This is a genomic window from Streptomyces sp. SPB162 (assembly GCF_029504575.1).
Taxonomy (GTDB): Bacteria; Actinomycetota; Actinomycetes; order Streptomycetales; family Streptomycetaceae; genus Actinacidiphila.
The window spans coordinates 4,733,322-4,753,016 of sequence record NZ_JAQFII010000001.1 but is presented as its reverse complement, the minus strand read 5'-3'; the positions used below and the strand labels follow the sequence as shown (position 1 = coordinate 4,753,016).

The 19,695-nt window shown below is 72.2% G+C and carries 11 protein-coding genes, 3 pseudogenes and 2 riboswitches; of the genes and pseudogenes, 8 read left to right on the top strand and 6 right to left on the bottom strand.

Translation table 11 applies throughout. The annotated features are described in order from the left end of the window. Positions 1 to 18: 18 nt before the first annotated feature. The 4 genes and pseudogenes from sucC to M2266_RS21825 all read right to left on the bottom strand — a co-directional run bounded on the left by sucC (position 19) and on the right by M2266_RS21825 (position 6,056). Positions 19 to 1,194 (bottom strand): ADP-forming succinate--CoA ligase subunit beta, encoded by a 1,176-nt coding sequence (sucC, locus tag M2266_RS21840; protein ID WP_138352981.1) that lies wholly within the window; start codon positions 1,192 to 1,194, stop codon positions 19 to 21. 210 nt (positions 1,195 to 1,404) lie between these two features. Further along, positions 1,405 to 2,588, bottom strand: a pseudogene (locus M2266_RS21835) (VWA domain-containing protein). After that, a pseudogene (locus M2266_RS21830) lies at positions 2,585 to 4,944 on the bottom strand (DUF5682 family protein). Before M2266_RS21830 ends, M2266_RS21835 begins: the two co-directional pseudogenes overlap by 4 nt. Beyond that, positions 4,941 to 6,056 (bottom strand): AAA family ATPase, encoded by a 1,116-nt coding sequence (locus tag M2266_RS21825; RefSeq protein ID WP_277439691.1) that lies wholly within the window; start codon positions 6,054 to 6,056, stop codon positions 4,941 to 4,943. The pseudogene M2266_RS21830 and the gene M2266_RS21825 overlap by 4 nt, the downstream one beginning before the upstream one ends. 127 nt (positions 6,057 to 6,183) lie before the next feature. Between M2266_RS21825 and M2266_RS21820 the strand changes: the two genes are divergently transcribed. Continuing rightward, positions 6,184 to 7,500, top strand: coding sequence for an SWIM zinc finger family protein (locus tag M2266_RS21820; protein WP_277439690.1), 1,317 nt, complete (start codon positions 6,184 to 6,186; stop codon positions 7,498 to 7,500). Positions 7,501 to 7,561: 61 nt separating this feature from the next. Next, a complete protein-coding gene (locus M2266_RS21815; RefSeq protein ID WP_277439689.1) occupies positions 7,562 to 9,175 on the top strand; it encodes a DUF5691 domain-containing protein in 1,614 nt (537 codons plus the stop codon). Positions 9,176 to 9,216: 41 nt separating this feature from the next. Here the strand turns inward: M2266_RS21815 and M2266_RS21810 are convergent, their stop codons facing one another. Beyond that, the gene (locus M2266_RS21810; protein ID WP_138352976.1) at positions 9,217 to 9,630 is read right to left on the bottom strand and encodes a cobalamin B12-binding domain-containing protein; all 414 of its coding nucleotides are present in this window, start codon (positions 9,628 to 9,630) and stop codon (positions 9,217 to 9,219) included. A 313-nt stretch (positions 9,631 to 9,943) separates the two neighbouring features. Between M2266_RS21810 and M2266_RS21805 the strand changes: the two genes are divergently transcribed. Both M2266_RS21805 and M2266_RS21800 read left to right on the top strand, forming a co-directional pair. Continuing rightward, complete coding sequence (locus M2266_RS21805; protein WP_277439688.1) at positions 9,944 to 10,909, top strand: alpha/beta fold hydrolase; 966 nt, start codon at positions 9,944 to 9,946, stop codon at positions 10,907 to 10,909. Positions 10,910 to 11,037: 128 nt separating this feature from the next. Next, complete coding sequence (locus M2266_RS21800) at positions 11,038 to 12,501, top strand: M23 family metallopeptidase (RefSeq protein WP_277439687.1); 1,464 nt, start codon at positions 11,038 to 11,040, stop codon at positions 12,499 to 12,501. Positions 12,502 to 12,571: 70 nt separating this feature from the next. On the opposite strand, the pseudogene pcrA reads toward M2266_RS21800, so the two are convergent. Beyond that, a pseudogene (gene pcrA, locus M2266_RS21795) lies at positions 12,572 to 15,026 on the bottom strand (DNA helicase PcrA). A gap of 245 nt (positions 15,027 to 15,271) precedes the next feature. Then, a riboswitch (cyclic di-AMP (ydaO/yuaA leader) is annotated at positions 15,272 to 15,446 on the top strand. A 6-nt stretch (positions 15,447 to 15,452) separates the two neighbouring features. On the opposite strand from pcrA, the gene M2266_RS21790 reads away from it, so the two are divergent. From M2266_RS21790 to M2266_RS21775, 4 genes are all read left to right on the top strand, one after another. After that, complete coding sequence (locus M2266_RS21790) at positions 15,453 to 16,625, top strand: C40 family peptidase (RefSeq protein WP_277439686.1); 1,173 nt, start codon at positions 15,453 to 15,455, stop codon at positions 16,623 to 16,625. A 217-nt stretch (positions 16,626 to 16,842) separates the two neighbouring features. After that, a riboswitch (cyclic di-AMP (ydaO/yuaA leader) is annotated at positions 16,843 to 17,008 on the top strand. Between the two features lie 6 nt (positions 17,009 to 17,014). After that, on the top strand, positions 17,015 to 18,058 hold the full coding sequence (locus tag M2266_RS21785) for an NlpC/P60 family protein (RefSeq protein WP_277439685.1): 1,044 nt from the start codon (positions 17,015 to 17,017) through the stop codon (positions 18,056 to 18,058). Between the two features lie 4 nt (positions 18,059 to 18,062). After that, positions 18,063 to 19,043 (top strand): DUF4129 domain-containing protein, encoded by a 981-nt coding sequence (locus tag M2266_RS21780; protein ID WP_277439684.1) that lies wholly within the window; start codon positions 18,063 to 18,065, stop codon positions 19,041 to 19,043. After that, the gene (locus M2266_RS21775; RefSeq protein ID WP_277439683.1) at positions 19,040 to 19,525 is read left to right on the top strand and encodes a hypothetical protein; all 486 of its coding nucleotides are present in this window, start codon (positions 19,040 to 19,042) and stop codon (positions 19,523 to 19,525) included. The genes M2266_RS21780 and M2266_RS21775 overlap by 4 nt, the downstream gene beginning before the upstream one ends. Positions 19,526 to 19,695 lie beyond the last annotated feature (170 nt).

Below are 19,695 nucleotides of genomic sequence, written 5' to 3'. Positions count from 1 at the left end.
GTGTGGTGACCTTGTCCCTTACTTCGCAGCCGCGAGCTCGGCGGCCTTGTCGGCCGCGCCGTCCATGGTGTCCACACGCTGCACGAGCGGGTGGTTGGCGTCGGTCAGGATCTTGCGACCCAGCTCCGCGTTGTTGCCGTCCAGCCGGACGACGAGCGGCTTGCTGACGACCTCGCCCTTGGACTTGAGCAGCTCCAGGGCCTGGACGATGCCGTTGGCGACCTCGTCGCACGCGGTGATGCCACCGAAGACGTTGACGAACACGGACTTGACGTCCGGGTCGCCGAGGATGATCTCCAGGCCGTTCGCCATGACCTCGGCGGAGGCGCCGCCACCGATGTCGAGGAAGTTGGCGGGCTTGACGCCGCCGTGCTTCTCACCGGCGTACGCGACGACGTCGAGGGTGCTCATGACGAGTCCCGCGCCGTTGCCGATGATGCCGACCTCACCGTCGAGCTTGACGTAGTTGAGGTTCTTCGCCTTGGCCGCGGCCTCCAGCGGGTTGGCGGCGTCCTTGTCCTCAAGGGCCGCGTGGTCCGGCTGGCGGAACTCGGCGTTCTCGTCCAGCGAGACCTTGCCGTCCAGCGCGATGATCTTGCCGTCGCCGGACTTGATCAGCGGGTTGACCTCGACGAGGAGGGCGTCCTCCTTGATGAAGACGGTCCACAGCTTCTGCAGGACGTCGGCCACCTGGTCGGCGATCTCGGCCGGGAACTTGGCCGCGGCGACGATTTCGGCGGCCTTCTCCGGGGTGCAGCCCTCGTTGGCGTCGACCGGAATCTTGGCCAGCGCGTCGGGGTTCTCCTCCGCGACGATCTCGATCTCCACGCCGCCCTCCACGGACGCCATGGCGAGGAAGGTGCGGTTGGTGCGGTCCAGCAGGAAGGAGACGTAGTACTCCTCCGCGATGTCCGCGGTCTCGGCAAGCATCACCTTGTGGACCGTGTGGCCCTTGATGTCCATGCCGAGGATCGCGTCGGCCTTCGCCACCGCGTCCGCGGGGTCGGAGGCCAGCTTCACGCCGCCGGCCTTGCCTCGGCCACCGACCTTGACCTGCGCCTTGACGACCGCGCGGCCACCCAGACGTTCGGTCACCTCACGAGCCGCCTCGGGCGTCTCGATGACTTCACCGGCCAGCACCGGTACACCGTGCTTGGCGAAGAGATCCCTCGCCTGGTACTCGAACAGGTCCACGCGCGTCCGTCCTTGGTGATCGCGGTTTGTTTTCTACGCGAACGTGCCGATACGGGAAGCGTGACTACGCGGTCACAAGGAGGGCGCACACGGTCACCGAAGTACGCGGCATGTCCGTCTCGCAGGTTATCCCCGTGGACGGTAGGTCCCTAAATCGCAGGTCACATGTCAGCGGTGAGAACGGTCACAGAGCGCATTGGCAGGCTCGCGTCAGGCTTCTGGTACGGGGAGCGGCCGCTTCTCCAGCGCGGCGGCCATCACCTCGGGGAACAGGTCGGGTGTGCAGGCGAAAGCGGGGGCTCCGAGCGCGGCCAGCGCGACCGCGTGCTCGCGGTCGTAGGAGGGCGCACCCTCGTCCGACAGCGCCAGCAGGGCCACGAATTGGACTCCCGCGCTCTTCATGGCCGCCACCCGTTTGAGCATCTCGTCGCGGATCCCGCCCTCGTAGAGATCACTGATGAGGACGACCACGGTCTCCGCCGGCCGGGTGATCAAGGACTGGCAGTACGCCAGGGCGCGGTTGATATATCGGTGCCGCCGCCGAGCTGTGTGCCGAAGAGCACATCCACCGGATCGTCCAGCTGGTCCGTCAGGTCGACCACCGCGGTGTCGAAGACGACCAGCTTGGTGTCGATGCTCCGCATCGAGGCCAGCACCGCCCCGAAGACGGAGGCGTAGACGACGGACGCGGCCATCGACCCGGACTGGTCGATGCAGAGCACCACGTCCTTCTTCACCGCCTGTGACGCCCGGCCGTACCCGATCAGCCGTTCGGGCACGATCGTGCCGTGCTCGGGGAGGTAGTGCCGCAGATTGGCGCGGATGGTGCGGTTCCAGTCGATGTCGCGGTGGCGGGGGCGGCTGATCCGCGCGGACCGGTCGAGGGCGCCGGTCAGGGTCGCGCGGGTGCGGGTGGCGAGCTTCTTCTCCAGGTCCTCGACGACCTTGCGGACCACGGCCCGCGCCGTCTCCTTCGTCGTCTCCGGCATCACCTTGTTCAGCGACAGCAGCGTGCCCACCAGGTGGACGTCGGCCTCCACGGCCTCCAGCATCTCCGGCTCCAGCAGCATCGCCGACAGCCCGAGCCGGTCGATCGCGTCCCGCTGCATCACCTGGACGACGGAGGACGGGAAGTACGTGCGGATGTCGCCGAGCCAGCGGGCGACCTGCGGTGCGGAGCCGCCGAGACCTGCCGCCCGGCCGGCCTTGCCGTCCGCGCCGCCGCCTCCCCCGTAGAGCGCGCCGAGCGTGCGGTCCATCGCCGCGTCCCGTCCGGCGAGCTCGCGGCCCGTACCGTCGGCGGCCCCTCCCCCGAGCACCAGCCGCCAGCGGCGCGTCCGCTCATCGGCGGGGCCCGCCTGCCGCGTGCCGCCGGCAGTCGTGTCCTCGGTCATCCGTTCTCCCCCGTCGTCTGCCGCCCTGTATCGCGGGTGTGTCCCTCCGTGCGCCCCAGCAGAAGCCGCAGCACCGGCAGCGTCGCCGCCGCCCGCTCCTCGTCGATGTCCGGGCCGAAGCCCGGCACCGCGGTCCCCGGCGGAGACCGCGGGCCGGCCCGCCGCACCGCGGCCGACCAACTCGCCGACGGTGCGGCGGACGCCGCTTTCGAACTCGCTGAACGTGCGCCGCAGAAGCGGCAGCACGTCGTCGAACGCGGCGGCCGGGACCGCCGCGAGCCAGCCGTCGACCAGGGCGAGCAGCCGCTCGTCGTGGACGAGGAGCATGCCGCTGCCCGCGAGGAAGCCCTCCAGCCACGCCGCGGCCTCGGCCGACGGTGTCCCCGGCGACAGGGCGAGCCCCATCAACCGGGCGGCGGCCGCCTCGTCGAGCCGTCCGTCGTCCATCAGCAGGCGGGCGGCGCTGCCGCGCAGCAGCCCCGGTATCGCCCCGTCCCGCTCGGCGATGCCCCGCAGCATCACCGCCCACCGGTCGAGGAGGCTGTCGGCCCCCAGGAGGCCGATCGCCCGGTGCGCCGCCTCGGCGTGGCCGCGCATCTCGGCGGCGCCGTCCGCGTCCAGCCCCGCGCAGGCGGGCGGCAGCCCGACGCAGACCCGTTCCGCCAGACCCTCGGCGACCTTGTGGAGCGCCGCGGAGTCCGTACCGCGCACATCGCCGTAGCGGGCGGACCGGACGAGAGCGGGCAGCGCCCGGGCGAGATGGCCGACGTCGGTCTCCAGCGCGGCCCCGGTCCGCCAGCACCCGCATCACCACCGGCAGTGCGTCCGGAAGGCCCGCGACCAGGCAGCGCTCGGCGAGCGCGGTCACGTCGGCGAGCGCGGTGGCACGCACCGCCGCTTCCTCGGCCTTCGCCGTCGCCGCCGAGAGCAGCGTCGTGCCCCAGATCCCGGCCTCGGCGACCCGGATCGCCAGTTCCGGCTCCCAGCGCAGCCGCCAGCTCTCCTTGAACGTCCCCGTCCCGCCACGCGAACTGACCTGCTCACCCCAGTCGACGCCCAGCAGCCGGAGCCGGTGCAGCAGCCGGCTGCGGCCCGCGTCGGTCTCCTTGCGCAGGTCCAGTTCCAGGTCGCGTTCCAGCGCCTCGGGCTTCAGCCGGAGCCTGCGCTGCTCCCGGACCAGGTCCCTGGCCAGCGGCACGGCGGGCGCGCCGTCCGGGACCTCGCCCAGGACGTCGCCGACGACGAGACGGTCCCTGATGAGGGCGAGCGGTGCGTCCGAGCCGTCGCACATCACCGCCCGTATCGCGTCCGTCGTCTCGCTCAGCCCGGCGAGCGGGCGGCCGCGCAGGGACGCGAGGCTGTCCGCGAGCCGCACGGCCTCGATGACGTGCGCGGAGGACACCGGCAGGTCCTCGGCGCGGAGCAGCCCGGCGACCTTGGTCATCCAGCGGGTGACGGGCCGGTCCCGCGCCGCGAACAGATGGCCGTACCAGCCGGGCGAGTCGATTCCCGCGCCGTAGCCGCTGTGCCGGGAGAGCCTGCGGTGCGTCCACGGCACCCACGTCATCTCGACCCTCACCTTGGGCAGCCCCTTCAGCAGCTGCCGGTCGGCGGTGACGGTCACCGGCCGGGCCAGCGCCGGGACGTGCCAGGCCCCGCAGACCACCGCGACGCGGTCGTGCGTCCGCCGGGCGTCCCGGACACGCAGCCGCATATGGGCCTCGCGCGCCGGGTCGTCCTCCTGGCCGCCGCCGTCGCCGTACAGCTCGCGCAGCGCGCCCATCGCCTCGGCGAGCGCCGCGAACGGCGCCAGCGGGTCCTCGCCGCTGCTGCTCCGGTGCTCGACGGCGTCCTCCCACCAGCGCTCGGGGTCGTCGTACCCGGCGGCCTCGGCGAGGACGGCCAGCGGGTCGATGCGCAGCGCCTGGGCCTTCTCGTCCTCCTCTCCTCCGCCCTGCTGATCCGTCGCCGTGCGGAGCGCGAGGGAGTGGGCGGCGGGCAGGTCGATGAAGGTGACCGGTACGCCGTGCCCGGCGGCCCACCGGATCGCCACCCATTCCGGCGAGAACTCCGCGAAGGGCCAGAAGGCGGCCCGCGCCGGGTCGTCCAGGACGTGCGCGAGCAGTGCGACGGGCGGCCGCATCCCCTCCTCGCCCGCGAGCCCGACGAGCACGTCGGCCTCCGGCGGGCCCTCTATCAGCACCGCTCGCGGCCGGTACGCGTCGAGTGCGGCGCGCACCGCCCGCGCGGAGCCCGGCCCGTGGTGCCGCACCCCCAGCAGCGCGACCCCCGAAGGACCGGCGGCTGGAGGCACAGCGGACGACACGACAGGTGCCACGACGGTCGGCGCACTCATGCGCTCGCCTCCCGGCAGGCCCGGTAGAAGTCCTTCCATCCCTCGCGCTCCCGCACGACCGTCTCCAGGTACTCCTGCCAGATCACCCGGTCGGCGGCCGGATCACGGACGACCGCGCCCAGGATCCCGGCCGCGATGTCCCCCGCCCGCAGCACGCCGTCGCCGAAGTGCGCCGCGAGCGCCAGGCCGTTGGTCACCACCGAGATCGCCTCGGCCGTCGACAGCGTGCCCGACGGCGACTTCACCTTCGTCCGGCCGTCGGCGGTCACGCCGCCGCGCAGTTCGCGGAAGACGGTGACGACCCGGCGAATCTCGTCGGCGCCCTCGGGGACGGCCGGGAGGTCGAGCCCGCGGCCGAGCTGGTCGACCCGGCGGGTGACGATGTCGATCTCGTCCTCCGCCGAGGCGGGCAGCGGCAGCACGACGGTGTTGAACCGGCGGCGCAGCGCGCTGGACAGCTCGTTGACACCGCGGTCGCGGTCGTTGGCGGTGGCGATCAGGTTGAAGCCGCGGACGGCCTGGGTCTCCGAGCCCAACTCCGGTATCGGCAGCGTCTTCTCGGACAGGATCGTGATGAGGCTGTCCTGCACGTCGGCCGGTATCCGGGTCAGCTCCTCGACCCGGGCGATCCGGCCCTCGGCCATCGCCCGCATGACGGGGCCGGCCACCAGGGCCCTGCGACTCGGCCCGTTCGTGAGCAGCTCCGCATAGTTCCAGCCGTAGCGGATGGCCTCCTCCGGCGTGCCCGCCGTGCCCTGGACCAGGAGGGTGGAGTCGCCGCTGACGGCGGCGGCGAGGTGTTCCGACACCCAGGTCTTGGCGGTGCCCGGCACGCCGAGCAGCAGCAGCGCCCGATCGGTGGCGAGGGTGGTGACGGCGACCTCGACGATGCGCCGGGGACCGACGTACTTGGGCGTGATGACGGTCCCTCCGCCGGGCACGGTCCCACCCAGCAGGTACAGGGCCACCGCCCACGGCGAGAGATTCCAACCGTAGGGACGCGGACGGTCGTCGGCCGCCGCGAGGGCCTTCAGCTCGTGGGCGAAGGCCTCCTCCGCGTGCGGCCGCAGAGCACCCGGAGCGTCCTCGATGTCGGTGGGCACGACTGCCATGAATCCCCCTGTCGACTACCGCGGAACCCCTCGGTCCCGCAGCTGTTTCCACCATGCACCACACCACTGACAACGGGTGAAGCCGCAGGTCGGACGCGTTGTCAGTGGCGGCACCTACGGTCGTGGCATGGAGGAACGGTGGAGTACGGATCAGGTGCTGGCGTTGGCTCCTGACGCTGCCTCACGGAAGGCCGGGACCAGGCTCGCCCTGCCCGCGTCCTGGTCCGGTACGGGCACGGCACGGGCGGCGGTCTGGGGTCTGTGCGCGGGCAGCGGCAGCAAGCCGTACCAGACGGTCGTGGACACGAAAGGGCCCGGCTACAAGTGCAGTTGTCCGAGTCGCAAGTTCCCCTGCAAACACGCGCTCGGGCTGCTGCTCCTGTGGTCCGAGTCATCAGGCGGGGCCGTCGGGCCGGCGGAGGCGCCGGAGTGGGTGGCCGAGTGGCTCGACAGCCGGCAGGAACGGACCAGGGCCGCCGCGGCCGGGCCCGCGAAGCCCGCCGATCCGGAGGCCGCGCGGCGGCGTGCCGAGCGGCGCGCCCAACGCGTGACGGCGGGTGTGACGGAGTTGGAGCAGCGGCTGACCGACCTGCTGCGCGGCGGTTTGGCGGGCGCCGACCGGGAGGGCTACCAGCGGTGGGACGAGATCGCGGCCCGGATGGTGGACGCGCAGGCGCCGGGGCTGGCCACCCGCGTGCGGGAGTTGGGCGCGGTCGCCGCGGGGGGCGGTGACTGGCCCTCGCGGCTGCTGGAGGAGTCCTCGCTGCTCCATCTGCTCACCCGGGGCTACCTCGCCGAGGAACGGCTGCCCGGTCCGCTGGCCGCCACGGTGCGCTCCCGCGTCGGCTTCACCACGGACGCGGCGGAGCTGCTGGCCGGGCCCACCGTCCGCGACCGCTGGCTGGTGCTCTCGCAACTCGACACGTCGGACGACCGGCTGATCACCCGTCGGATCTGGCTGCACGGCGCCGGATCGGGCCGGGTCGCGATGCTCCTCGCCTTCGGCGCGGCGGGCCGGGCGCCGGAGCAGGCACTCCCGGTCGGCCTGAGCCTGGACGCCGAGGTCGCCTTCTACCCCGCGGCCCGGCCGCTGCGCGCCGTGCTCGGCGAGAGCCACGGGCCGGCCGCACCCGGCGCGGTCCCCGCCGGTGTCCCGGTCGGGACGGCCCTCGCCGCGTACGGGGCCGCCCTCGCGGACGATCCGTGGCTCGACGCCTGGCCGGTCGTCCTGTCCGGCGTCGTCCCCATACCGGGCACCGATTCCGGCGGCTGGCAGCTCGCCGACGCCGACGGCCGGGACGCGCTGCCGATCGCCGGGCGCGGCCCCTGGCGGCTCGCCGCCGTCTCCGGCGGCTACCCGGTCACGCTCTTCGCCGAGCTCGGCCACACCGGCGTCCGCCCCCTCACGGCCTGGGGCCCGGATGCCGTCCCCGTCCCGTTGTAGGCCGTCCCGGACGCGGACGTGGAGCCGCGTCCGCACCCGATCGAGGAGGAAAGGCGGAGCCATGATGAACGCCGGCTGGAGCGACTTGGTCGGGAGCGCGCTGCTCGGCACGGACCGCCGCAGACCGCCCCTGGCCGTGGACGGGCACCCCGGCCTGGACCCGGCGGTCGAGCTGCTCGACGCGGCGGCGATCGGCACCCTGCGCCGCCGTGCGGGCCTGCGGCCGGCCACGGCGCGGGAGCGGCCGGTGGCCGCCGCCCCGGACGGGCGGCCGGTGCTGCCCGAGGCGGCCCGCCGGCGGCTGGGACTGCTGCTGGCGGACCGTTCGGCGGGCGGTGGCTCGTCCGGCAGGCGCGGCACCGCCCCCAACCTCGCCGAGCTGCTCCCGCAGTGGCTCGCCGCGGCCGGCCGGCACGGCTACGCCGCACCGCCCGCGGTCCTGCCCGACCTGTTGGACGCCGCCCGCGCCAGAACCGACCTGCGGACCGACGCCCTGGCGCTGGCAGGCCCCCGCGCGCTGTGGCTGGCCGAGCTGAACCCGGACTGGCGGTTCGCGCTGCGGGCCGGGGTCAGGGGCCTGGAGCCGGCGGCCGGGGACACGGCGGCGATCCGGCGGCTGTGGGACGAGGGGCTGTTCGCCGAGCGGGTCGCCCTGCTGACCCGGCTGCGCGGCCAGGACGCGCAGGGCGCGCTCGCGCTGCTGCGGTCGACCTGGAGCGACGAGCGGGCCGAAGACCGGTTGATGTTCCTCGACTCGCTGCGCGCGGGACTGTCGCCCGCCGACGAGCCGTTCCTGGAACAGGCGCTGACCGACCGCAGCCGCAACGTCCGGGCGACCGCGGCCGAGCTGCTCTCCGCGCTGCCCGGCTCCGCGCTGGCCGGCCGGATGGCCGAGCGGGCCCGCAGCTGCGTCTCGCTGGGTTCCGGGGAGAACATGGCGGGAATCGGCGTTCTGGTGGAGGCGCCGTACGAGTGCGACGCCGCGATGGAACGGGACGGTGTCGCCCCGCATCCCCCGAACGGCCGCGGAGAGCGCGCCTGGTGGTTCGGTCAGCTGGTGGAAGCGGCGCCGCTGGCCACCTGGACCGCCCGGTTCGGCGGCCGCGGCCCCGAGGAGATCATCGCGTTGCCCGTGGCGGACGACTGGCAGCCCGATCTGCACGCCGCCTGGTGCCGGGCCGCGGTGCGCCAGCGCGACCCCGCGTGGGCCCGCGCCCTGCTCGGACCCCCGCCCGCGCCCGCGTCACCGGTGGCCGCGGTGGGCGACCCGGCCAAGCTGCTGTCGATCCTGCCGGAGGAGGAGCGCGCGGACTGGGTGGCCCGCTTCATCGCCACCCACGGCCTGTCCGAGGCGTTCCAGATGCTCGGTGTCTGCGCCGTCCCCTGGGCCGGGCCGCTGGGCCGGGCCGTGGTCGACGCTCTCGACATCGCCCGGGACGCCGGGAGTTATCCGTGGAGCTTCAGCGGGGTGATGGGCCTGGCCGAACGGTGTCTCGACCCGGCGGAGGCCGATCGACTCACCGCCCTGACCGCCGTGACGGAAGAGCCTGACGACGGATCGCCCGGCGCGGCCGGCTACTGGGCGGAGGCGTTCCAGCGGCTGGTCAGCACGTTGCACCTACGGTGCGTGATGCTGGCGGAACTGGACCCGCAGGCCCCGTCCCCACCGGCCTGATGAGCCGGCCGGGGCCGCCGATCAGGCCGGTTCCGACCGGTTCAGGCCTCGGCGCCCTGGCGGACATTGGCCCGGACCCAGGCGACGGCGTCGGTGGTCGGCGTGCCGGGGGTGAAGATCTCCGCGACGCCGAGCTCCTTGAGCGGGGCGATGTCCGCCTCGGGGATGATGCCGCCGCCGAAGACCTTGATGTCCAGGGCGTCGCGATCCTTCAACAGGTCGAGGACCTTCGCGAAGAGCGTCATGTGCGCTCCCGAGAGGATGGAGAGCCCGATCGCGTCGGCGTCCTCCTGGATCGCCGTGTCGACCACCTGCTCCGGCGTCTGGTGCAGGCCCGTGTAGATGACCTCCATGCCGGCGTCGCGCAGCGCCCTGGCGATGACCTTGGCTCCGCGATCATGACCGTCGAGACCCGGCTTGGCCACCACCACGCGGATCGGACCGGACACTCCCATCACTGCCTCCATGACATTGCCGGCGCCATCGCCGACCGAGCGGGACCACAAGCGGGACCGAGTGTGAACGAACGTTATCTCCAGCATCCCGTACCTGACAGTTTCGCGGTGCTGAGCGAGGGGGAAATCACACGAAGGGACACGTTCGCAACACGTTGGGCCTGCCGCCGTCCTCCGTTCCGCCGGAGGTCGACCCGCGGGCCCGATGCATACCCGGAGAGGCGGGAGCTGGGAAGACGGCTCTCCGGACATGGGGGACTAGGGCGCACGGGGGACGGAGCTGTCTCCCGTCGTGCCGCACGGGAGGTGGGCCATGAGCGCCCAGTCGTTCGGATCCGTCGCCACGGGCCGCTGGCTACGCAGTACAGCCGTCGTTCGGGCCGCCGTGCTGGAGCTCGTCATCCTGACCGGCCATCTCCTGCTCTATCCAACGGGCATCCTCCCCGAGCGTCCCCCCTCCGGCCCCGGCACCGGACCCTCCAGGGACACGGGCCCGGACCCGGTTACGGGCTCGGGGACGGGGACGGGCTCGGGGACGGGGACGGCCTCGGGGACGGGCCCCGACACGGGCCCGCCCACGGAGTCCCTCGCGAACCCGCCGGCGGGGACCGCCGCGGGTTCCGCCGCGACGCGGCTGCGGACCGCCGGCCCCGCGCACCCTCCGGTCCTCCTGCTGCACGGCTTCGCCGACAACCGCTCGGTCTTCACCCTCCTGCGCCGCTCCCTGGGGAGGCACGGCTGGACGCACGTCCGGGCGCTGAACTACTCCCCGCTGAGCTGCGACGTCCGTACGGCCGCCGCGATGCTCGGCCGCCACGTCGAACAGATCTGCGAACAGACGGGGCAGCGCCGGCTGGACATCGTCGGCCACAGCCTGGGCGGTCTGATCGCCCGCTACTACGTACAGCGGCTCGGCGGCGACGCCCGGGTCCGCACGCTGGTGACGCTGGGAACCCCGCACTCCGGCACACGGATCGCTCCGCTGCTGGCGCCGCACCCGATCGTTCGGCAAATGCGTCCGGGTTCCGGCCTCCTGCGCGAATTGACCGAACCGGCCCCCGGCTGCCGCACGCATTTCGTCGCCTTCTGGAGCGACCTGGACCAATTGATGATCCCGGCGGAAACCGCCCGCATCGACCACCCCGACCTGGCGGTACACAATGTGCAAGTCACGGGAATCGGGCATCTCGCACTGCCGGCGCACGCCGCCGTGGCGGCCGGGATCCGGCAGGCGCTGATCGGCGAGGAGCGTGCGATGGGCGTGGAGAACGCGGCATAGCCGTCGAATTCAATTCGAACACAACGCATTGTGCGGATCCCGAACCCGCTGAAGATTGTCGCCGTCGGGGGTAGGGGGCTACAGTCACCGCTAATTCTCCTGCTGCCGAAGCGAAAGAGAAGTAGGCGGTGAACGATCGTCACCCGTCGGGGTACGCCCCCGACTACGGTGCTTACGGCTACGACCCCTATACAACGGGCTCGTACCAGAACATCGGCACTACCTTCGCCGACGGCGATGCGCTCTTCGGAGCGATGGCCGGCACCCCGGACCAGGGCGCCACGGGCAGCTACGCGTTTGTCCCGCAGCCGGCGCAGCACGGCTACGACGCGTCCGCCTTCGAGACGGGCAGCTACGACGCGAGCGGCTTCTGGCAGGCGCAGACGGGCAGCTATCCGACGTACCCGGAGCAGTCCCAGCCGCAGGCGCAGCAGCCGCAGCAGGAGTGGGACTCCGGCCAGTACCCGGCGTACGGCTACAACGCCCCAGGTCAGGACACCGGTAGCTATCCGACCGGCACGTACGACACGACGTCCTACGACACGACCTCGTGGGACACCGGCGGCGTCGAGCACGGTTACGCGCCGGAGCCCGTGGCACCGCACTACACGGACGCCTACGAGAACTCGTACGGAGACACGTACGGGAACACGTACGGCACCGGTTACACGAACGAGGCGGCCGAGGCGGCCGCCGCATACACCCCCGAGTACGCGTACGAGCCGGAGCAGCCGGAGCCCGACCCCGAGCCCGACTCCACACCCGGGCACGAGCCCGAGGCCGAAGCCGAACTCGACGACTCCGTGCCCGAGTCCGTGCCCGAGTCCGACGACGTGGCCTTCGTCCCGTCGGCCCCGCGCGGCGCCGGCAGCCGCCGCAAGCGGCCTGCGAAGCGCTCCGCGCTGCTCACCATCGCGGTGCCGTCCGTCGCCGTCATGGGTGTGGCGGCCTGCGCCGCCGCGGCCATCACCGACGTGCCCGGCGCCCATGCGTCGACCAAGACCGAAGCGTCGGGCAAGGCGCCCGGCAACGCGCCCGTCTCGAAACTCGACACGCAGCTCGCCGGAGTCACCTCCGACGCGGACGACTTCGCCACCCGCGCCAGCCGTACGCAGGAACGGATCGACCTCAAGGACCGCGAGGCCGCCGCGAAGAAGGCGAAGGCCGACGCGGTGGCGCGCAAGGAGGCCCTGCGGCCGAAGTTCCTGCTGCCGGTCTCGCAGCGCGGACTGAGCGCGTACTACGGCCAGTCCGGTGTGAACTGGATGGCGCTGCACACCGGCATCGACTTCCCGGTCGATCCCGGAACTCCCGTGTCGGCCGTGACCGACGGCACGATCCGCACGCAGTGGAACAGCTCCTACGGCAACATGGCCATAGTGACCGCCGCCGACGGCACCGAGACCTGGTACTGCCACCTCAGCAGCACCAAGATCCGCTCCGGCAAGGTCAAGGCCGGCCAGGTCATCGCGTACTCGGGCAACACCGGCAACACCACGGGCCCGCACCTGCACCTGGAGGTCCGGCCGCACGGCGGGACGCCGATCGACCCGCTGCCGTGGCTGCTCGCGCACGGCCTCGACCCCCGCTGACCCAGCTCACCGACGGCTGAGGCGGAAGGCCGGGACGGCGAAGCCGCCCGGCCGACCGACACGCCGGGCGTCAGAGCTTCTGGACGGGCGCGTACCTCAGCAGCAGCCGCTTCGGCTTCTCCTCGCCGAAGTCGACGGTCGCCTGTGCCTCGGATCCGCTGCCGCTGACCCCGACGACCGTCCCGAGCCCGAACTGGTCGTGCGTCACCCGGTCCCCCACCGTCAGGGCGATCACCGGACGGTCGGTCGCACGCCGCGTCGCGAAGCCCTTCGGGCCCGCCTTCGCGCGCGAGGACGACAACGACGACGCGGCCGCGGACATCGCCGCACCCGGACCGGCCGGCGGGCCGGTCCGCTTCCAGTTGATCAGCGTGGGCGGGATCTCCTCCAGGAAGCGCGAGGCCGGGTTGTACGAGGGCTGGCCCCAGGCGCTGCGCATCGTCGACCGCGTCACGTAGAGCCGCTCGCGCGCCCGCGTGATGCCGACGTACGCCAGTCGCCGTTCCTCCTCCAGCTCCTTGGCCTGTCCCAGGGCCCGCATGTGCGGGAAGACCCCGTCCTCCATGCCGGTGAGGAAGACCACCGGAAACTCCAGACCCTTCGCGGTGTGCAGCGTCATCAGCGTTATGACGCCGCCCCCCTCCTCGTCGTCCGGGATCTGGTCCGAGTCGGCGACCAGCGCGACACGCTCCAGGAACTCGGAGAGGGTTCCGGGCTCCGCGTCCTCCGCCGCCGCCCGCTCCTGCTCGAACTCCAGGGCGACGGCGGCGAGTTCCTGCAGGTTCTCGATGCGGGTCTCGTCCTGCGGGTCCGTGGAGGCCTGGAGCTCCGCCAGGTACCCCGTCCGCTCCATCACCGCTTCGAGAACGACCGCGGGACCGGCGCCCGACTCGACGATGGTGCGCAACTCCTCCAGCAGCGTGTTGAACTTCTTCACCGCGTTGGAGGAGCGGGCGGCCATGCCGTACGCCTCGTCGACCCGGCGCAGCGCCTGCGAGAAGGAGATCTTCTCGCGCAGCGACAGAGCGTCGATCATCGCCTCGGCCCGGTCGCCGATGCCGCGCTTGGGCACGTTCAGGATCCGCCGGAGCGGGACGGTGTCCTCGGGGTTCGACAGGACGCGCAGGTACGCGAGGATGTCGCGGACCTCCTTGCGCTCGTAGAACCGCACCCCGCCGACGACCTTGTAGGGCAGCCCGACGCGGATGAAGACCTCTTCGAAGACACGCGACTGGGCGTTGGTCCGGTAGAAGACGGCGACGTCTCCGGGGCGGGAGTCGCCCGCGTCCGTCAGCCGGTCGATCTCCTCGGCGATGTACTGCGCCTCGTCGTGCTCGTGGTCGGCGACGTAGCCCGTGATGACGGGGCCGTCGCCGGCGTCGGTCCACAGGTTCTTGGCGCGGCGGCCCGCGTTGCGCTCGATGACGGCGTTGGCGGCCGTGAGGATCGTCTGGGTGGAGCGGTAGTTCTGCTCCAGCAGGATCGTCGTCGCCTGCGGGTAGTCCTCCTCGAACTGGAGGATGTTGCGGATGGTCGCGCCGCGGAAGGCATAGATGCTCTGGTCCGCGTCACCCACCACGCACAGCTCGGCGGTGTGGTCGCCGGTACCGACCAGCTCGCGCACCAGGGTGTACTGGGCGTGGTTGGTGTCCTGGTACTCGTCCACGAGGACGTGGCGGAAGCGGCGCCGGTAGTGCTCGGAGACGTCCGGGAACGCCTGGAGCAGGTGCACCGTGGTCATGATGATGTCGTCGAAGTCCAGGGCGTTGGCCTCGCGCAGCCTCGCCTGGTAGAGCGCGTACGCCTCGGCGACGTGCTTCTCGAAGGGGTTCTCCGCCTGCCGGGCGTAGTCCTCCTCGTCGATCAGCTCGTTCTTGAGGTTCGAGACCTTGGCGCTGAACGCCTTCGGCGGGAACTGCTTGGGGTCGAGGTCCAGGTCCCGGCAGACGAGCGCCATGAGCCGCTTGGAGTCGGCGGCGTCGTAGATCGAGAAGCTGGAGGTGAAGCCGAGCTTCTTGCTCTCGCGGCGCAGGATGCGCACGCACGCGCTGTGGAAGGTCATGACCCACATCGCGTTGGCGCGCGCGCCGACGAGATCGCCGACGCGTTCCTTCATCTCGCCCGCGGCCTTGTTCGTGAAGGTGATCGCGAGGATCTCGCCCGGGTGTGCCCCCCGGGTACCCAGCAGGTGCGCGATGCGGTGCGTCAGCACCCGCGTCATTGCCCGATCCGGCGCCCGCGACGATGAGCAGCGGGCCGCCCGCGTGCACGACGGCGGCGCGCTGCTGCTCGTTCAGCCCCTCCAGGAGCTGGGCGGGGTCGACCACGGGGCGGGCCGCCCCGTCCCGGTAGTACGCGTCCCGGCCGCCTTGCGGGGGCTCGTGGAAGCGCCCGCCGAAGAGGTCGTCCGCCGCGTCGTCCGGCCCGTGCGCGGAGCCGTGCTCCGGGGGCGGCGGGGCGGATTCCGACGCGTGGTCGGGGGCCTGGAGGTCGGCCAGGAAGCTGTCGTCAAAGAGGCTGCTCATCGCCTCCCGAGTCTAGGCGCCCCCACTGACACCTCGTACTCGGCTGGCGAGAGTCCGCCACGGGCGGGGACCGCGCTTGACCGACTCCGACAGTTTCGTCACTCTCCGCTGTCGCATCCGGTCTTTGCGCGCACATCACGAAATGGTTTCGGGCCTATCGGACACCGCTCTTCCCACAGGACAGGAGAGTTGGCTACCGTGCCGGACCAGACGGTCCGTCCTCCCCTTCGGCAACACGCCGTCACGGACCGTCTCCGCTGAGTGCGGCCGCGAGGCCGCAGCCGGGGACCCACGAGCACCACTGGGGTGAATCGGTCCGCACGGGATATCCCACGAGGGACGTCCCGCAAGGACCGTAGGGCGACCTTCCGACAGCCCGAACCCGACAGCTAACCCGGTAAGCGGTTCACGGAAGGGCTTCCTGCCTTGGCGTCGCATCGCAAACCCCGCCCCGGCATACGTGCGGGGCTGCTCACCACGGCCGGCCCCCGCGCGGCCGTCGGCCTCACGGCCGCGGCTCTGGCCACCGTCACCCTGCTCGGCGAGACCGCGAGCGCGGCGCCCATGCAGCCGCAGCCGCCCTCCATAGAAGAGGTCCAGGCGAAGGTCGACGCGCTCAACCACGACGCCGAGGTCGCCACCGAGCGCTACAACGGCGCGAAGGAGCAGGCCGACCTGCAGAGCTCCAAGGTCGAGTCGCTGCTGAACCAGGTCGCGCAGCGGACCGCGTCGCTCAACGACGCGCGGCGCGTCCTGGGCCAGTACGCGGCCGCCCAGTACCGCAGCGGCGGCGTCGACGCGACGAGCACCTTCCTGCTGTCCGACACGCCGCAGGAGTTCTTCGACCAGACGCACCAGATGAAGCGGATGACGAGCAACCAGAAGGAAGCCGTCGAGAACTTCCGTGTCCAGCAGGCCACGACGACGACGAAGCGCAGCGAGGCGGTGAAGGGCCTCGACGCGCTGAACGCGTCACGGACGAAGCTGGAGACGGAGAAGCAGACCGTCAAGGAGAAGCTGACGGCGGCGCAGCAGCTCCTCAACACCCTCACCGAGCAGGAGAAGGCGCGGCTGGCGGCAGCGGCGGCCAAGAAGGCGGAGGACGACCGCAAGCGTGCCGCGGCGATCGCCGCCAAGGAGAAGGCCACAAGGGAAGCCGCCGCCAAGGAGAAGGCGAAGACCGGGGCGGGCTCGGGGACCGGGACCGGGACCGGGACCGGGACCGGGGGATCCGGTTCGAGCACCAGCTCGTCCGCGGCGGAGAAGGCCATCGCCTTCGCCCGCAAGCAGCTCGGCAAGCCCTACGTGTGGGGTGCGACGGGTCCGAACTCGTTCGACTGCTCGGGGCTCACCCAGGCGGCCTGGGACGCGGCCGGCGTCACCCTGCCGCGCACCACGTGGGACCAGGTGAAGACGGGCGACCGCGTCGCGATGTCAGACCTGCGCCCCGGCGACCTGATCTTCTTCTACGACGACATCAGCCATGTCGGCCTCTACATAGGCGACGGCAACATGATCCACGCTCCGCACACCGGCACCGTGGTCAAGATCGCCCCGATCACCCAGATGCCCTTTTATGGCGCCTCACGCCCGTCCTGACGCTCTCGTCCTGAATGATCCGTTCTCCCCGTATCGGTGGGATCGTCGGGCCCTCGGTCAAGCGGACCGTCGGCCCGACACCGGGTCGGCGGTCACAATAGGTAAGGTACCGAAGCGATTTCGCTCACCTTCCGAAGGAAACTTCCCAAGAGTCGCCCTAGTTGGCTACGGTGACCCGCTAGGCAGATCGTTCCCAAGCCGGCGCCGTGCCGACGGCGAGCTGCCTCCGCTGAATCCGGCCACGAGGTCGGAACCGGGGACCCACACGCAAGACTTGGGGTGAATCGGGGCGAACGTCCGCACAACGGACGCCAGCACCGTAGGGCAGCCTTCCACAGCCCGAACCCGTCAGCTAACCCGGTAAGCGGTCCACGGAAGGATTGTCTGCCTTGGCGTCGCACCGCAAACCGCGCCCCCGAATACTTGCCTCCACCGGCCCCCGCGCCATGGTGGGCCTGACGACGGTGGCGCTGGCCACTGTGACTCTGCTGAGCGAGTCCGCGAGCGCCGCGCCCGCGAAGCCCTCCATCACGGAGGTCAAGGCGCAGATCGACGACCTTCGCGAAAAGGCCGAAGTCGCCACGGAGCACGCCAACGCGGCGAAGGAGAAGACCGACCAGCAGCGCGCGAAGGCCGATCTTGCGCTGGCCGAGGTCGCGAAGAAGACGCAGAAGCTGAACGAGGCTCGCGAGACCCTGGGCCAGTTCGCCGCCGCCCAGTACCGCGAAGGCGGCGTCGACCAGACCACCGCCCTGCTGCTCTCCGACAACCCGGAGAAGTTCCTCGAGCAGTCCCACCTCGTGGACCGTGTGTCGGCCACGCAGGAAGAGGCCATCAAGGAATTCCGCACCCAGCAGCTGGCCGCGACGACCGAGCGCACCAAGGCCGCCGCCAGTGTCGCCGACCTCGCCGCCGCGCAGACCAAGCTGGCCGCCGAGAAGAAGAACGCCTCGGCCAAGCTCGCGGACGCGCAGAAACTGCTCAGCAGCCTCACCGCCGAGGAGCAGAAGAAGGTCAAGCAGCTGGACACCCAGCAGTCCGGCAGCGGCAACAGCGCGTCCTACACGTACAACGGCCCCGCCAGCGGCCGCGCCGCGCAGGCCATCAACTTCGCCCTCGCCCAGCGCGGCAAGCCGTACGTCTCCGGCGCCACCGGCCCGAACGCGTACGACTGCTCGGGCCTCACCCAGGCCGCGTACCGCTCGGCCGGCATCAGCATCAGCCGCACCACGTACACCCAGATCAACGACGGCCAGCGCGTCTCGCAGTCCGAGCTGCGCCCCGGTGACCTGGTGTTCTTCTACTCCGGCATCAGCCACGTGGCCATCTACCTGGGCAACGGCGAGATCGTGCACGCCCCGCACACAGGTGCCGTCGTCGAGGTCGGCAAGATGAGCTGGATGCCGTTCGCCGGCGCCGTGCGTCTCGCCTGACACCTTGGCCCGAATCCCCGGTCGGCCGGTCCTCCTGCTCACGACCGCCGTGGTGGGCGGTCTCGTCCTCGCGGCCGGAGCGCTGCGAGCGGGTGGCGGCCGATCGGTGTTCGACGGGCAGGAGGGATCGGGCCCGCTCTCGTACCACGGCGGTTACCTCCTACTGCTGGCCCTGGCGTGCGTGGTGGGCGGCGCGCTGCTCGCCGCGCGCTACCGCCGGGCCGTGCAGCACGTCGACAGCCCCGACCCGCTGGCCGAACGGCTCAGGGACGCGGCGCTTCCGCTGCTGACCGCTGCCACCGCGCTGGTGCCGGTCGCCGTGCTGCTCAGCCATCGGAGCGATCCGAGCGGCGCCGATCCGCGGAACGATCCGTCCCCCACCGCGGCGCCGAGCGGGCCGCCCGTCACCGAGCAGCCGCCGGTGCCCTCGGCCTCCACGGGACGGGCGACGACCGGATCGTCCTTCGACCTGTTCCATCTGCTGCTCGTCGTCGGCGCGGTACTGGCCGCGGTCGTCATCGTCGTCGCGCTCGTCCGCTGGCTGCGCTGGTACCTGGCGCGCGAGGCCGGACCCGGCCTCCGACTGATCCCCGGCAGCCCCGACCCGGCCGAGAGCGCGCTCGCCGGCGCCGTCGACTCCGGCCGACGGGCCCTGCACGGCGAGGACGCGCGCGCCGCCGTGATCGCCTGCTACGCGGCGATGGAGACCACCCTCGGCCGGTCCGGGATCGCCCGGCTCGCGTCGGACAGCCCGACGGACCTGCTGCTCCGCGCGGTGGCCGGCGGAACGCTGACCGGGACCGCGGCAGGGGAGCTGACCCGGCTGTTCCGGGAGGCGCGCTACTCCAGCCACCCGATGGACGACGGCCATCTGCGCCGGGCCGGCGCCGCCCTCGACACGATCGCGGCCCAACTGGCCGCCGCGGAGCAGGCCGCCGCGGCCGCGGACCGCACTGCGGCAGGCGCCCCGGCGGGCGACCGGTGACCCCCGGCTCCACGCGCCACACACTGCTGGTGCTCGGCGCGTTCGCGGCCGGCACCGAGGCCGCCCTCGCCCTGGCCGGCGGGGTCGCCGCCGCGGGCACCGGCGCGGTGCTCCTCACGGCCGTCGCCCTGCTCACCGCCCGCTACGCGACCGGCTTCGACTCCCAGGACCAGGGCTACCGCAAACCGGTCCGGCTGCTGGGCAGCAGGACGCCCCGGCTGGGCGACTGGGGCCGCGCGGTGGCGCAGGGGATGTCCGCCGAGAACGGCTACACCGCCACCCTGCGACCCGGCATCCAGCGGCTGTACGCGGCCCGGCTCGCCGAACGGCACGGGATCTCGCTGCTCGCCCAGCCCGAACGGGCCGCCGTCGTGGTCGGCCCCGAGCTGTGGCCCTGGATCGATCCCCGTCATCCCGCCCCTCAGGGCACCATTCCGCCGCAGGTCCTGCGGGCCGTCGTCGACCGCCTCGACGAGCTGTAACGGGGACCGCGCGCCATCGGAACCACTGAACCGCCGAACGTCCTCCCAGGAGCACCGTGACGACCATTCAGCCGGCCCAGCCCACTGCTCAACCCACCGCCGCTCAGCCCCCCGCCGCCCAACTCCCCGCCCAGCCCGCCGACACCCATCCCGCCGGCGCCGGGTCCGTC

What these genes read in the sequence shown, in the direction of transcription:
- M2266_RS21815 (WP_277439689.1), top strand. Translation starts at nt 7,562, where the DNA reads ATGATGAACGCCGGCTGGAGCGACTTGGTCGGGAGCGCGCTGCTCGGC.
- M2266_RS21805 (WP_277439688.1), top strand. Translation starts at nt 9,944, where the DNA reads ATGAGCGCCCAGTCGTTCGGATCCGTCGCCACGGGCCGCTGGCTACGC.
- M2266_RS21810 (WP_138352976.1), bottom strand. Translation starts at nt 9,630, where the DNA reads ATGGGAGTGTCCGGTCCGATCCGCGTGGTGGTGGCCAAGCCGGGTCTC.
- M2266_RS21825 (WP_277439691.1), bottom strand. Translation starts at nt 6,056, where the DNA reads ATGGCAGTCGTGCCCACCGACATCGAGGACGCTCCGGGTGCTCTGCGG.
- M2266_RS21820 (WP_277439690.1), top strand. Translation starts at nt 6,184, where the DNA reads ATGGAGGAACGGTGGAGTACGGATCAGGTGCTGGCGTTGGCTCCTGAC.